Annotated in this window: 12 protein-coding genes; 8 read left to right on the forward strand and 4 right to left on the reverse strand. The window is 73.3% G+C overall.

Annotated elements, in window-relative coordinates:
* Positions 1-55 precede the first annotated feature (55 nt).
* From AC27L3_RS14685 to AC27L3_RS14695, 3 genes are all read right to left on the reverse strand, one after another.
* Entirely contained in the window at positions 56-1,348 is a 1,293-nt protein-coding gene (locus tag AC27L3_RS14685) for an amino acid deaminase (RefSeq protein ID WP_487234461.1), read from the reverse strand.
* A gap of 95 nt (positions 1,349-1,443) precedes the next feature.
* On the reverse strand, positions 1,444-2,022 hold the full coding sequence (locus tag AC27L3_RS14690) for a hypothetical protein (RefSeq protein WP_487234462.1): 579 nt from the start codon (positions 2,020-2,022) through the stop codon (positions 1,444-1,446).
* A 158-nt stretch (positions 2,023-2,180) separates the two neighbouring features.
* Positions 2,181-3,521: a M14 family metallopeptidase gene (locus AC27L3_RS14695; protein WP_487234463.1), complete on the reverse strand. Its 1,341-nt coding sequence runs from the start codon at positions 3,519-3,521 to the stop codon at positions 2,181-2,183.
* 227 nt (positions 3,522-3,748) lie between these two features.
* Between AC27L3_RS14695 and AC27L3_RS14700 the strand changes: the two genes are divergently transcribed.
* Positions 3,749-4,585: a S1 family peptidase gene (locus tag AC27L3_RS14700; protein WP_487234464.1), complete on the forward strand. Its 837-nt coding sequence runs from the start codon at positions 3,749-3,751 to the stop codon at positions 4,583-4,585.
* 56 nt (positions 4,586-4,641) lie between these two features.
* Here AC27L3_RS14700 and AC27L3_RS14705 read toward each other — a convergent pair whose 3' ends face one another.
* Positions 4,642-6,294: a chitinase gene (locus AC27L3_RS14705; RefSeq protein WP_487234465.1), complete on the reverse strand. Its 1,653-nt coding sequence runs from the start codon at positions 6,292-6,294 to the stop codon at positions 4,642-4,644.
* A gap of 314 nt (positions 6,295-6,608) precedes the next feature.
* On the opposite strand from AC27L3_RS14705, the gene AC27L3_RS14710 reads away from it, so the two are divergent.
* The 7 genes from AC27L3_RS14710 to AC27L3_RS14740 all read left to right on the forward strand — a co-directional run bounded on the left by AC27L3_RS14710 (position 6,609) and on the right by AC27L3_RS14740 (position 13,805).
* Positions 6,609-7,547, forward strand: coding sequence for a hypothetical protein (locus AC27L3_RS14710; RefSeq protein WP_487234466.1), 939 nt, complete (start codon positions 6,609-6,611; stop codon positions 7,545-7,547).
* Between the two features lie 76 nt (positions 7,548-7,623).
* Entirely contained in the window at positions 7,624-8,346 is a 723-nt protein-coding gene (gene cpaB, locus AC27L3_RS14715; RefSeq protein WP_487234467.1) for a Flp pilus assembly protein CpaB, read from the forward strand.
* A gap of 17 nt (positions 8,347-8,363) precedes the next feature.
* Entirely contained in the window at positions 8,364-9,983 is a 1,620-nt protein-coding gene (locus AC27L3_RS14720; RefSeq protein WP_487234468.1) for a CpaE/TadZ family protein, read from the forward strand.
* Positions 9,984-10,182: 199 nt separating this feature from the next.
* Entirely contained in the window at positions 10,183-10,635 is a 453-nt protein-coding gene (locus tag AC27L3_RS14725) for a TadE/TadG family type IV pilus assembly protein (RefSeq protein ID WP_487234469.1), read from the forward strand.
* On the forward strand, positions 10,632-11,939 hold the full coding sequence (locus tag AC27L3_RS14730) for a TadA family conjugal transfer-associated ATPase (protein WP_487234470.1): 1,308 nt from the start codon (positions 10,632-10,634) through the stop codon (positions 11,937-11,939). The genes AC27L3_RS14725 and AC27L3_RS14730 overlap by 4 nt, the downstream gene beginning before the upstream one ends.
* Before the next feature lie 11 nt (positions 11,940-11,950).
* Positions 11,951-12,898 (forward strand): type II secretion system F family protein, encoded by a 948-nt coding sequence (locus tag AC27L3_RS14735; RefSeq protein WP_487234471.1) that lies wholly within the window; start codon positions 11,951-11,953, stop codon positions 12,896-12,898.
* Between the two features lie 19 nt (positions 12,899-12,917).
* On the forward strand, positions 12,918-13,805 hold the full coding sequence (locus tag AC27L3_RS14740) for a DUF5936 domain-containing protein (RefSeq protein WP_487234617.1): 888 nt from the start codon (positions 12,918-12,920) through the stop codon (positions 13,803-13,805).
* The last annotated feature ends 281 nt before the right edge of the window (positions 13,806-14,086 follow it).

The raw sequence follows: 14,086 nt of genomic DNA on the forward strand, positions 1-14,086 counted from the left end.
CCCCTTTTCCGGGGGCTTCGCCCCCGGACCCCGAAGCGTGCAGGCCGGTGGGCCGTCAGAAGAACGTGCGCACCAGCGACGTCACCGTGCCGTCTTCCTCCACCACCGGAATCATCGGCCACTTCTCGAACACCGTGCACGGGTGCGAGATGCCCAGGGCCACCCAGTCGCCGACCTCCAGGGGCGTGGCGTCCGGCGCCACCTCCACGAACGCGTGCTGGTCCGCGAGGCGCAGGACCGTCAGGCCCTCCGCCGTCCGCAGGGACCCGTCGCGGGCCGAGCGGACGAGCTGGGGTTCCGGCAGGCCGAGGTCGTAGGAGACGTCGCGCTTGCCCGCGTTGAGGTAGGCGCGGCCCGGTTCGGGGCGGGAGACGACCTGGGTCCAGACGTGGAGGGCCGGGCGCAGGGCGCCGCCCGCCGGTTCGGGGAGGCGGTTGAAGGGGGTCTTCGTCCGGTACTGCCCGTCGTCGTGCGTGACGTACGCACCGGAGCGCAGCAGCTTGAGCACCGGTGCCGACAGCTGCGGCAGCTCCGCGAAGACCTCGGCGACCGCGTCGAACCACGAGCTGCCGCCCGCGCTGACGACGATCTCGTCGAGGCCGGCGAAGCGGCCCGCCTTGTCGAGGGCGACGGCGAGGCCCGTGAGGCGGTGCAGCCAGGCCCGTACGGTGGCGCCGTCCGCGTCGGGGATCTCCGCCTCGTAGCCGGCGACGCCGACCAGGCGCAGGGTGCCGGTGGCGGCGACCGCCGCGGCGACGGCCTCGCATTCGGCCTCGGTGCGCAGGCCGGTGCGGGCGCCGTCGGAGCCGAGTTCGAGGACGACGTCGAGGGGGCGCGTGGTGCCGGCCGCGGTCAGGGCGGCGTCCATGAGTTCGACGCCGCGCAGGGAGTCGACGTAGGTGACGAGCCGGAAGCCGGGGTCGGCGGCGAGCTCGCCGGCGAGCCAGCGCAGGGCGGCGGGGTCGACGACCTCGTTGGCGAGGAAGATGCGGCTCACGCCGAAGGCGCGGTAGACGCGTGCCTGGGCGGGGGTGGCCGCGGTGATGCCCCAGGCGCCGCGTTCGAGCTGGCGGGCGAAGAGCTGCGGGGCCATGGTCGTCTTGCCGTGCGGGGCGAAGGCGAGGTCGTGTTCGCCGGCGTAGCGCTCCATGACGGCGAGGTTGTGGTCGAGGGCCTCGGCGGAGAGGGTGAGGACGGGGGTGGTGAAGCCCCCGGTGAACAGCGAGCGCCGTTCGGCGGCGAGCTCGCCGGCCGTGGTGCCGTCGGCGTCGGGCGGCAGACCCTTGAAGCGGTGGTCCAGCCGTTCGTCGGCGAGGCGGGCTACGGCGTCGGCGGCTATGGCGGCCAAGGGGACCTCCCGTTGTCTCACGTGCAGTGCGTCAGCAATGCATCGGCAGTGCGTCAACGGTACGCAATGTTCCGGAAAGGTCCCCGTGGCGTCCGTCAGACGGACCAGCGCTCGCGCATCGACAGGACGGTGTCGCCCTTGTCGTTGAGCGTGATCTCGTAGATGTTGCCGTAGCAGGCGTAGGGCTGCTTGACAACGTTGTAGTCGTTGCGCAGGCAGCCGTCGATGTGCTTGGAGAGCTCCTCGCGGCTGACCGCCTTGTACTGGCCGGGGCCGGCGCTGAGGGCCAGTTCGCCCTTGACGTCGGCGGGGATCTTGTAGCCCTTGGAGTCGCCCTCGCCGTGGTAGATCCAGTCGTTGGGCGTGCACTTCGGCTTGGCGTCCATGGCCTCGATGACACCGGCGTCGCGGTGCAGGCCGACCTGGATCATCTTGGTGCCGGCCGGCAGCGTGGGCGGCTTGCCGCAGTCGCCCTCGCCGGTCTGTCCGCCGTGGCCCCCGCGGCCGTGGTCGTCCTTGGGGTTCTGCGCCTGCTGACCGGAGGAGGTGGCGCTCGACGACGTGCCCTCCGCCTTGTCCTCCTCCTCGGGCCCGCAGGCGGTCAGGCCGCCGCCGAGGGCGACGACGAGTGCAACGGTACCGATGGCGCGCCGGGCGGAACGCGTGCGGAGCATGAGGAACTTCCCTCGTATGAAGAGCTTTTCTTGATCATTTGCGATCGACGACGAGTTCTACATCAGGGAGGCTGTCAAGATCCAATCGTGATCGCGCATGATCCGACCGTGATCACGGTCCCCGGCGCCGGCCGTCGCGGGCCGGCGCCGGGCGGGCGTCAGCTGCAGTACTGCGCCGCCTTGCCGATCGAGCGGTACATGCAGTCCGCGTTCTCCAGCAGCCGCAGCACGGCCTCCCGGTTGCGCGCCGTCTCGCGGTCGATGACCTCGTCGGGCGGGTAGAAACCGCCACCGGTGCCGCTTTCGTCCGGGTACATCTCGAAGGTGTAGGCGAAGACCTTCTGGGCGCCCCACAGCCAGTCGTCGATCGACCCGTCGGTGATGTACAGGTCGCTGGACTGCTCGGGCTTGTAGCCGTTGCTCGCGGCCATGGACCTGCCGACCGTGGCGAAGGCGTCGCGGTCGTCCTGCGTCATGCCGGGCGCGGTGTCGTCGTACGTCCAGCCGAACGGCCACAGCACCAGCTCGCTGTAGGTGTGGAAGTCGATGGCGGCCTTGATCTGCTGCTTGCCGCCGACGACGCGGCTGCGCACGAAGTCCGCGACGACCTTGACCTCGGGGGCCGACTCGGCGGCGCGGCCGCGGTAGGTCTCCGAGCCGGGGCTGCCGGAGGAGCCGCCGCAGCAGCCCCACTTGTAGTCCCAGTTGCGGTTGAGGTCGGTGCCCCGGCTGTTGGAACCGGCGTTCGGTTGGCGGTTCTTGCGCCAGCTGCGGTACGAGCCGGTGGCGATGTCGTACTCGCCGCCGTCGGGGTTCAGGTCGGGCACGATCCACACGACGCGGCTGTCGAGCATCTTCGTCACCCGTGCGTCCTTGCCGTACTGGGTGCCGAACTCCTTGAGCAGGTACAGGGCCATCTCGACGGTCAGGTGCTCGCGGGCGTGCTGGTGGTGGGTGAAGAGGACCTCGGGCTTGGCCGCACCGGTGGGGGTCGTGCGGGTCGCGTTGTTGGTGACCTTGACGGCGACGATGTCCCGGCCCTCGTAGGACTTGCCGATGACCTGCTTGCTCATGAGGTTCGGGTGGGCGGCGACGTCCGCGTCGATCTCCGCCGTGGCCTCGGCGTAGTTGTGGTACTTCGCGTCCTCGGGCGGGAAGTCGAACGGGGTCGCGGTGCGCCCGCCGCTGCGGTCGGGCGGGCCGGGCAGTTCCCGTACGGAGTAGCCCAGCTGCCGTACGCGCTCGGCGTGGGCGGCGTCGGCGGTGATGACGACGGAGCGGTCGCGCACGGCGTCGATGGCGACGCCGGTGCGGGCGATCGCGGTGCGCTGGGCGGCGGTGCGCGGCCCGGTGACCTCGTAGGTGTGCGTCGTGGGGTCCTTGGGGGAGTGGGGCGACGCGGGTGCGGCCAGGGCGAGGGTGAGCAGGGCGGCGGTGGCGGCACCGGCCCATCTGCCGTAGCGCCTGCGGGTGGGGGAGTGGGGGGTGTGCGGTCGCATGCTGCCTCCTGCAGGGGCGTCCGTGCGACGAGTGAGGGGGGTTCGGTCCGGTACGGACCTTTTCCAGTGTTCGAGGAGTGACATGAGTAGGTCAACCATCCGGCCCGGGGGAAACAAGCCAACTTCTCCATCTCTTCAGACCGGTTGATTGCCGGGTGGTACCACCAGCCCCAACAATGCACATGTCAAAACTCGGTTCGGACCGCATTCGGAGAGGACCACCCCCCATGAGAAGACCTCTCGCCGGCGCGCTCGGCACGCTCCTGCTCGCCGGTGCCACCGTCGCCGGCACGGGCACCGCCACGGCGCAGACGCCCAAACCGCCCACCAAGGCCGTCGACTTCGCCGGCACCGTGGCGCTCAGCAACTGCTCGGGTTCGCTGGTGCGCATGCCGAGCTCGGCCGACAACGACCCCGCTCTCGTCATGACCAACGGCCACTGTCTGGAGACGGGGATGCCGGGCCCGGGCGAGGTCATCACCGACCAGCCCTCCAGCCGCACCTTCAGTCTGCTGAACTCCACCGCAGGCAAGGTTGCCACGCTGCGCGCCGTCAAGGTCTCGTACGCCACGATGACCGACACCGATGTCACCCTCTACCAGCTGAACACCACGTACGCGAGCATCAAGCAGCGGTACGGCATCAGCGCGCTGGCCCTCTCCGGAGACCACCCCACCACCGGAACCTCCATCAAGGTGGTCTCCGGCTACTGGAAGCGCATTTACTCCTGCAACGTCGACGGCTTCGTGCACGAGCTCCGCGAGGGCGACTGGACCTGGAAGGACTCGCTGCGCTACACCCCCTCCTGCAACACCATCGGCGGCACCTCCGGCTCGCCCGTCGTCGACACGGCGACCGGCAAGGTCGTGGCCATCAACAACACCGGCAACGAGAACGGTGAGCGCTGCACGGAGAACAACCCGTGCGAGGTCGACGAGAACGGCAACGTCACCGTCCGCCAGGGCATCAACTACGCCCAGGAGACGTACGGCATCACCAAGTGCATAGCCGCCGGCAACAAGGTCGACCTCGGCCTGCCCGGCTGCACGCTGCCCCGGCCGTGAGCCGGCGGTGCCGGTCCGGCGCGCCCGCCGGACCGGCACCCCGGGGCGGTGCGCCCCTACGGCAGCCCGTGCACGTGCGGGCCCACCGCGCCGGACCAGGCGTTGCCGGCGCTCGCATCCCAGTTCGTCGACCAGGTCATCGCACCGCGGATGTCCGGATACGTACGGGCGGGCTTGAAGGATCCGCAGCCCGTCCCCGTGGCCAGGCAGTCCAGGGCGCTGTTGACCACCGACGGCGCCACATAGCCGCTGCCCGCGCCGCGCGGCGAGGCGGGCACGCCGAGGCCGACCTGCGAGGGCGCCAGGCCGCCCTCCAGCTGGATGCAGGCCAGCGCCGTGAGGAAGTCGACCGAGCCCTGCGCGTAGACCTTGCCGTCGCAGCCGTTCATCGAGCCGGAGTTGTAGTACTGCGTGTTGACGACCGTCAGGATGTCCTTGATGTTCAGTGCGGTGCGGAAGTACGCGGAGGACGGCGACTGCATGTCGATCGTCTGCGGTGCCATGGTGATCACCGCCTTGCCGCCCGCCTTGGCGGACAGCGCGCGCAGCGCCTGCGTCATGTAGGTCGGGTTCAGCCCGTTCTCCAGGTCGATGTCGACACCGTTGAAGCCGTACTTCTGCATCAGCGCGTACACGCTGTCGGCGAAGTTCGCCGCCGACGCGGCATCGTTGACCGAGACGGTGCCGCGCTCGCCGCCCACCGAGATCACGACCGACCGGCCCGCCGCCTGTTTGGCCGCGATGTCGGCCTTGAACTGCGCCTCGGTGTAGTGCAGCGCCGGGTCGAGGGCGAAGGTGACCGCGCCGGGCGTGGTCGTGGCGTCTGCGAAGGCGACGGCGATGATGTCGTACGCGGCAGGTACGTCGGAGATGCGCTGCACGGTCGCGCCGTTGTCGAAGTTCTGCCAGTAGCCGGTGACCGCGTGCCTGGGCACGCCGGGCGTGCCGCCGCTGCCGCCGGAGGTCGTCGCGGTGACCGCGGCCGACCTCGCCGACTCGCCGCCGGGGCCGGTGGCCGTGACCTGGAAGCGGTACGCGGTGGCCGCGGCCAGGCCGGTGACGGTGGCGGAGGTGCCGGTCACCGACAGCGCCCTGGCGCCGTCCTGGTAGACGGTGTAGCCGGTCGCGCCGGGGACGGCGTTCCACGACAGGGCGACGGAGGAGGCGGTGACCGCCCCGGCCGTCAGCCCCGCGGGCGCGTCGGGGACGCCCGGCCCGGGATCGCCGCCGCCGGGGCCGGTGAGCACGACGTCGTCGGCCGTGTAGGCCGGCTGCCCGTACCAGCCGTGGGTGTACACGGTGACGGAGGTGGTCGTGGGCCCGGTGGTGAAGCTCGTGGTCAGCTGCTGCCAGTCGGTCGCGGCGGGCGTCCAGGCGGCGACGTCCGTGGTCCCGGTGCCGCTCGCGCCCAGGTACACGTAACTGCCCTGCACCCAGGCGCCGAGCGTGTACGAGGAGTTGGGGCGCACGCTCACCGTCTGCGCGCAGCGGGCGTTGCCCGAGGCCGACGGCGCGGCGTGCAGCGCGGCCGTACCGGAGTGGACGGGGGAGCCGGTGGTGGTGCCGCTGTCGTCCGTACAGGACCAGCCGGACAGGCCCGACTCGAAACCGGGGTTGCGGACGAGGTTGGCGTCGGCGTGCGCGGCCGGGGCGCCGGCGGCGCCGAGGCCGGCCAGGGCGAGGGACGCGGCGGCCAGGGCGCCGCGCAAGCGGCGCGAGGGACGTCCGGGACTGCCGATGCGATGCACTACTGCCTCCGGTGGGAAGGAAGTTGAGGCGAGGGTCGGACGGTCGTGCGGGGATGCGAGGGGGGTGCGGCGACGACCGTCCGTGGCGTGGAGGATGGTCCAGACCAATCCGCCCGTCAAGGGGCCGGACACCGGACCACCGACGGGTGGGGCAAACCTCGAAGAACGGTTCTCAGCCGCTCCGATCGTGGATAAAGTGCGGAGGCGCAAGCAGTGGGCAGTATCGATCTGCGACCGCCGGAGCCCCCGCGGCCGGAGTGAACGGGGAAGCCGACGTGCCGATTGCGATAGCGGTGACCAGTTCCGACCTGGTGCTCCCCCCGACCGAGGGGCCCGCACCGGCCGCCGCCGTGCTGCAGCCGCCCGAGGAGCAGCCACTGGAGATGGCCGTCACCCAGGCCGCCGCGTTGCTTCGGCAGTGCGGCCACCTCGTCGTCCTGTACCCCGACTCCCTGCCCGCCGGCCACGTGCGCCGCCTGCACACCGTGCGCGCACTGCTGGAGAGCACCCGCGTCGCCCTCCTGCCGCTCGCCCTGCCCCCGCTCGCCGTCGCCGTCCTGGCCCGCCAGTTACGGCAGCTGTCCCTGTCCGACCTCGGGCCCGGCGTGCTCGCCTCCGCCGCCCGGCTGCTGACCCACTACGTCCACGCCGGCGCCGAACTGCCCTCCGTCACCCGGCTCGACCGCATCGACGTCCCCCTCGGTGCCCACCTGGCCTCCCTCGTCCCCGGCACCCACTTCGCCGTCCTCGTCCACCCCGGACGGCACCTGCTGCGGGTGGACGCCGAGCAGCCGCCCGAGGGCCCCGCCTTCCCCACCCGGCTCACCGTCGCCCGCGGGCGGCCCCGCCGCGACGCGGACTGGGTCACCGGCACCCTCGCCCCCCACTGGCGGGTCCACGGCATCCAGGAGATCACCCCGCTGCCCGCCGCCTCGCGGCGCTGGTGGGGCACGCACCGGGCCGTCGAGTTCGCGGCCGCCATCCCCGACCCCTCCGTGCTCTACCAGCTCATCGCCTCCGTACGCCGGGAGCAGTGCCGCTGGTGCGGGCTCGAACTCATCGGCGACCGCTGCGGGTTCTGCTCCGCGCCCGTCGCACGCGCCACCGCGCTCCCCGCCGCCCCCGCCACGGCCACCCCCGCAACGGCCGCCCCCGCGGCCCTCGGCCCGCCGGCCGGGGCGCGCCGCGCGGCCCCGACGGGCTCCGCCCGCTGAGGCGGTCCGCCGTGCCGCAGCCCCCGCTCCCGCACACCGCCGTTCCGTACGAGGCCCGAACGAGGTCGGTCGTCCCATGAACTCACGCCAGCGACGCGGGGTCCTCCTGCTGCTCCTGTCGGCCCTGTGCGCCCTCGGCGCCGTCGCCGGGGTGTTCTCGGTGATCTCGGACGCCGAGGCCAAGGTCGGCCCCGAGACCACCGCCTACCGGCTGCGCACCGACGTCCCCGCCTACCGCGACCTGCCCGCCGACGCCTTCGAGAAGATCTCCATGCCCCGGCGCTGGCTGCCCGCCACCGCCGTCACCGACCTCGCCGCCGTCCAGGGGAAGATCGCGGTCACGCCGCTGCGCAAGGGCTCGCTGCTGCAGGAGGACATGCTCGTCGCCCGCCCGGCGCTCGCCCCCGGCCGGCAGGAGATCGCCATCATGATCGACGCGGCCACGGGCGTGGCCGGCAAGATCCGCCCCGGCGCCAAGGTCAACATCTACGCCACCTTCGACGCCAAGGACCAGGGCGCCAAACCCGTCTCCCGCGTCATCGTCAGCGGCGCCCAGGTCATCGACGTCGGCAAACTGACCCCCCTCGCACGCGACGGCGACAGCCGCCAGGGCGGGGCCACCACCCGGCAGCCCGGCGAGGCCGTGCCCATCACCTTCGCCCTCGACACCAAGGACGCCCAGCGCGTCGCCTACGCCGAATCCTTCGCCTCCCACGTACGACTCGCCCTCCTCGCCCCCGGCGGCGAGGAGACCGTGCCGCCCGGCGACCGCACCTACACCCTCGACGCGGACAAGTGAACGGAGGCAGGCCACCGGTGACCATCACCGTCCTCCCCGCCGTCGGCGACCCGGACACCGACCGCCTCCTCGGCGATCTCCTGCTCCGGCTCCCGGGCGTGCGCCCCCTGCAGAGCGTGGGCGACTCCGCCCGCCTGCTCGACACCCTCGCCGTCCTCGGCGCCGGCCCCCTCGACGACCTGCCGCACGTCGTCCTGGTGCACGAGCGCATCGGGCCCGTGCCCGCCCTCGAACTCGTCCGCGAGATCGCCCTGCGCTTCCCCGCCACCGGCGTCATCCTCGTCACCGCCGACGCCGGCCCCGCCCTGTACGCCGCCGCCATGGACTGCGGCGCCCGCGGCCTGGCCGTCCTGCCGCTCACCGCCGAGGACCTCGGTGCCCGCGTCCAGGCCGCCGCGCACTGGGCCGCCGGCGTCCGGCGCCACCTCGGGGGCGGCGACGGCGGCGGTTCCGCGGCCGCCGGCGGCCCCGCGCCCGGCGGCACGCTCGTCGCCGTCGCCGGCGCCAAGGGCGGCGTCGGCACCACCGTCACCGCCGTCCAGCTCGCCCTCGCCGCCGCCGCGGCCGGACGCACCGTCGCCCTCGCCGACATGGACCTGCAGTCCGGCGACGTCGCCTCCTACCTCGACGTGCAGTTCCGGCGCTCCGCCGCCGACCTCGCCGGCATCAGCGACATCTCGCCGCGCGTCCTGCAGGACGCCCTCTACCCCCACCCCGCCGGAGTGGCCCTCCTCCTCGCCCCCGCCGAGGGCGAACGCGGCGAGGACGTCGGCGACCTCGCCTCCCGCCAGATCACGGCCGCCCTGCGGGCACGCTACGACGTCGTGGTCGTCGACTGCGGCACGCAGATCACCGCGGCCGGCGCGGCGGTCATCGAGACCGCCGACGTCGCCGTCCTCGTCACCACGCCGGACGTGGTGGCGGTACGCGCCGCCAAACGCATGGTCAGGCTCTGGGAGCGGTTGCGCATCCGTACGCCCGAGGAGACGACCACCGTGGTCAACCGCCACACCCGCCACGCCGAGATCCAGCCCTCGCTCGTCGCCCGCACCACCGGCACGCGCACGGCCCGCACGACCGTCCCGGCCGGCTACAAGGAACTCCAGGGCGCCGTCGACGCGGGCCGCATGCAGGACCTGGACCCGCGCTCGGCGGTACGGCAGGGGCTGTGGGCACTGGCGGCCGAACTCGGCCTCACCGCACCGCCACGGCGGCGGCACGCCCTGGAGGCCGCACGCGGCGGCACCGGCGCCGACCAGCTCACGCCCGTCCCGGCCGGCGGCCGCTTCCGGCGGCGGTTCGGCGACCGCGGCCAGACGACGGTCGAGTTCATCGGCATCCTGCCGCTGATCCTCGTGGCCCTGGCCGTGATCTGGCAGTGCGTCCTGGTCGGCTACGCGTACTCCCTCGCCGGCCACGCGGCCGACAAGGCCGCGCGAGCGGGCGCGGTGGGCCGCGACTGCACGGCCGCCGCGCAGGCTGACCTGCCGGACGCGTGGCGCGCGGACCCGGACTGCGGGGCATCGGGCCCGGTGTACCGGGCGACGGTACGGGTGCGGGTGCCGGTGCTGTTCCCCGGGGCGGTGAACCTGCCGTGGAGTGTGACGGGCACGGCGGGCGTGGCGCGGGAGGACTGACGTGCGGACGCTGTTCGGGCTGCCGCGGGGTGGTGCACGCCGGTGGGCCGGTTGGTGCCCACCCGTGCCGCCCTGCGGCACGATTGCCCACCAACAGGTATGCCATACCGTGCGGGGCGCGGCCCGGGGGCCGGGGGGCGGAGCCCCCGCGGGGGTCCCGGGGCGGAGCCCCCGGAAGGGCGGGGCGCAGCCCCGGGGCTTGCCCCCGGCTCCCGGGGGCCGGGGGCAAGCCCCCGGTTTCGGGAAGGGGCGGGGTGGGGGAAAGCTCCCGGCAGGGCCCTCGCGCGCCCGCGACCGCGGCTCCGCCTCGCTGGAATTCCTCGGGTTCCTGCCGCTGCTGCTGCTCGTCGCCCTCGGCGCCGTCCACCTCGGCCTCGCCGCCTTCGCCGCGCAGCAGGCCGGCACGGCGGCCCGCGCCGCGGCGCGTACGGCCACGGTGGACGATCCGCGCCGCGGCAGCCCCGCCGCCGCGGCGCGGGACGCCGTGACCGGCTGGGTCGCGGACCGGTCGGCGGTCACGGCACGTCCCTGCGGCGCCGGTGCCGCCACCGCCACGGTGACCGTCGACGTGCCCGCCCTCCTGCCCGGCACCGGCTTCTCCGTGACCCGCACGGCCACGATGGCGTGCCCGGCGCAGGGGGAGCTCCCGTGAGCCTGCGCGCCCGTATGCCCGCGGCGCCCGCGGCCCCGGGGGCCCGGGAGGCCGTGGCGGCCCACCTGGTGCCGGTGTACCGCACGAAGCTGCTGGAGGAGATCGACCTCGCCGAGATGTCGGCGCTGACGGCCGACGAGCGGCGGTCGCGTCTGGAGCGCGTGCTGGGGCACATCATCAGCCGTGAGGGGCCGGTGCTGTCGACCGCCGAGCGGGACCGGTTGATCCGGCGGGTCGTGGACGAGGCCCTGGGCCTGGGTGTGCTGGAGCCGCTGCTGGAGGACCCCTCGGTCACGGAGATCATGGTCAACGGTGCGGAGCACGTCTTCGTCGAGCGGGCCGGCCGGGTCGAGCGCGTGCCCGTCCGGTTCGCCTCCACCGAGCAGTTGATGCAGACGATCGAGCGGATCGTCTCGACCGTCAACCGCCGTGTGGACGAGTCGAATCCGATGGTGGACGCCCGGTTGCCGACGGGGGAGCGGGTCAACGTCATCATTCCGCCGCTCGCCCTGGACGGGCCCACGCTCACCATCCGCCGTTTCCCGCGCGCCTATACGCTGCCGGAGCTCATCGCCGTGGGCACGCTGGACGAGCAGATGGTGGTGCTGCTGTCGGCCCTGGTGCGGGCGCGGTTCAGCCTGGTGGTGTCCGGTCCGACCGGTGCCGGCAAGACGACGCTGCTGAACGCGTTGTCGGGGCTGATCCCGGACGGGGAGCGGATCATCACCGTCGAGGACGCCGCCGAGCTGCAGTTGCAGCAGTCGCACGTCATCCGGCTGGAGTCGCGCCCGCCGAACGTCGAGGGCAAGGGCCGCATCACCATTCGCGACCTGGTGCGCAACTCCCTGCGCATGCGCCCCGATCGCATCATCGTCGGCGAGGTGCGCGGCGGGGAGACGCTCGACATGCTGCAGGCCATGTCGACCGGTCACGACGGTTCGCTGGCCACCGTGCACGCCAACAGCGCCGAGGACGCGCTGATGCGCCTGCGGACGCTTGCGTCCATGTCGGAAGTGAAGATCCCCTACGAGGCGTTGCGCGACCAGATCGACAGTGCCGTCGACTGCCTGGTCCAGCTCGCCCGGTACCCGGACGGCACGCGCCGCATCGCCGAGATCGCCCTGCTGGAGCCGGGCCACCGCCTGGTGACCGTGGCGCGCTTCGAGGCCGAGCCGATGGGCGCCGACCGGCTCGTGCGCGGGGGGTTCGCGCACTTCCCGCTGCCCGGACGGGCCGCCGAACGGCTCCGGCTCGCCGGCGAGGCCGTACCCCCGGCCTTCGCGGCCACCGGAACGGAGAGGTGAGGCACCCGCCCATGGACCACTCGGCACTCCTGACCACCGCCACCACCGGCGCCACCCTGCTGTGCGGCGCCCTCGCCGTCACGGGCGTACGGGCGTACCTCACCGGGCGGGACCGGCACCAGGCCCTGGTCGAGCGCCTGTCGGACACCGCGCCCCCGGCGGCCGCCGGGCGCGGGCGGCCCTTCCGCCGCGTCGACCGCCGGCTGCGCGCCACGCGCGCCGGGCGGTGGCTGGAGCGCCGCATCGCCTCGACGGGACTGGACGTGACGGTGGGCGAGTTCGCCGCGTCCACGGTGGTCGCGGCGGTCGGGCTGTGGCTGCTGGCGGCCACGGCCCTGGCCCCGTTCTTCGGACCGCCGGCGGCGGTGGTCGCCGTCTGGTCGGCGCACGGCTTCCTGGCCTGGCAGCGGCGCAAACGGATCGAGAAGTTCATCAACCAGCTGCCCGAACTCGCCCGCATCCTCGCCAACGCCACCCAGGCCGGTCTCGCCCTGCGCACGGCCCTGGGCATGGCCGCGGAGGAGATGGAGGCGCCGGCCGGCGAGGAGCTGGCCCGGGTCGCCGACCGGCTGGCCGTCGGCCACTCCGTCGACGAGGCCCTCGGCGAACTCGCCGACCGGCTCCCCTCCCGCGAACTGGTCGTCCTCGTCACCACCCTCGTCCTCTCCCACCGGGCCGGCGGCACCGTCGTCACCTCCCTGCGCAACCTCACCACCACCCTGGAGGAGCGCAAGGAGACGCGGCGCGAGGTGCGCACCCAGCTCTCGCAGGTGACCGTCACCGCCTACGTCGTCCCGCTCATGGGCATCGGCACGCTCCTGCTGATGGACCGCATCGCCCCCGGCTCGATCGACCGGATGACCGCCGACTGGTGGGGGCGCACGGCGGTGATCGCGGCGTTCGCCCTGTACGGGGCGGGGTTCTTCCTCATCCGCAGGCTCTCGAAGATCGACGTGTGAGGAGTCGCCGATGGAGCCGATGGCGCTGCTGCTGGCCCTTGTCGCGGGCGTGTCCGTCGCGGGCGCCTGCTACGGCATCGCGCTGCTGCGCAGCGACGCGCGGCTGCCCCCGGACCTCGCCGTCGCCCTGGAGGTCGGGGCGAGCCGTACGACGGCCGTGGGCTCGGCCGTCGACCGCCTCGGCATGCGCTGGGCGCCGCTGGTGCTGCGCCTGATGGGCGACAAGCGCGTGGCCCGGGTACGGAGCCGGATCGACCGCGCCGGCAACCCGGGCGGCCTGACCGTCGACCGCTACGCCGCCCGGCGTGCCGTCTACGGCGCGCTCGGCTTCGGCGGGGCCCTGGTGATGCTCGCCAAGGGGCAGCCGGTGGCCGCCGTGCTGCTGGTGGCCTTCGGCCTGTTCTGGATCGAGGTCGGCATCCGGGTCGCCGTGCGCGAGCGGCGCGACGCCATCGAGCGCACGCTGCCGGACTTCCTGGACGTCCTCGCCGTCGTCGTCAGCGCGGGCCTGGGCTTCCGGCAGGCGCTGGACCGGGTGGCCGAGCGCTACGAGGGCCCGTGGGCGGACGAACTGCGCATCACCCTGCGGCAGCTGGACATGGGCGTCGGCCGGCGGCAGGCGTTCGAGGAGCTGCGCCGGCGCAACGACTCCGAGCAGGTCGCCCAGTTCGTCACCGCCCTGCAGCAGGGCGAGGAGCTCGGCACCCCCATCGTCGACACGCTGATCGGCATCGCCACCGACATGCGCCGCACGGACGCCCAGCAGGCGCGGCGGCGGGCGGCCCGGGCCGTGCCGAAGGCGACGATGGTCATCACGACGTTCATGGTCCCGGGGACGATGATCCTGCTGATCGCGGGCTTCTTCCTGGGCTCGGGCACCGACTTCGGCTCCATCACGGGGGATTGAGCATGCCAGGACCGGTGAGAGGAGAGTCGCCCCGATGGCGAACGCGTCCCAGCACACCCACATATCCCCCCACCACGCCGCGCCCTGTTCGGAGCACGGACCGCAGGCGGGCGCGGCGCCCGCCGGGCAATTGCGCGAAGACCGTGAAGGGCCTTCGCGGCTGCAACGCGATGTGGGACAGTCGTCGTCCGAAGGCGTCGCCGCCGAGCGGGGGTGAGTCCCATGGTGTCCCAACTTCCCCACAGGGGAAGGCAATGGGCTCGTACGCACACAGTCGAAGC

It is taken from the genome of Streptomyces sp. PKA51, from assembly GCF_057552455.1.

Bases quoted from the DNA above. Each gene is read 5' to 3' on its own strand.
- AC27L3_RS14690 (WP_487234462.1), bottom strand. From the start codon at position 2,022: ATGCTCCGCACGCGTTCCGCCCGGCGCGCCATCGGTACCGTTGCACTC.
- AC27L3_RS14695 (WP_487234463.1), bottom strand. From the start codon at position 3,521: ATGCGACCGCACACCCCCCACTCCCCCACCCGCAGGCGCTACGGCAGA.
- AC27L3_RS14700 (WP_487234464.1), top strand. From the start codon at position 3,749: ATGAGAAGACCTCTCGCCGGCGCGCTCGGCACGCTCCTGCTCGCCGGT.
- cpaB (WP_487234467.1), top strand. From the start codon at position 7,624: ATGAACTCACGCCAGCGACGCGGGGTCCTCCTGCTGCTCCTGTCGGCC.
- AC27L3_RS14735 (WP_487234471.1), top strand. From the start codon at position 11,951: ATGGACCACTCGGCACTCCTGACCACCGCCACCACCGGCGCCACCCTG.
- AC27L3_RS14740 (WP_487234617.1), top strand. From the start codon at position 12,918: ATGGCGCTGCTGCTGGCCCTTGTCGCGGGCGTGTCCGTCGCGGGCGCC.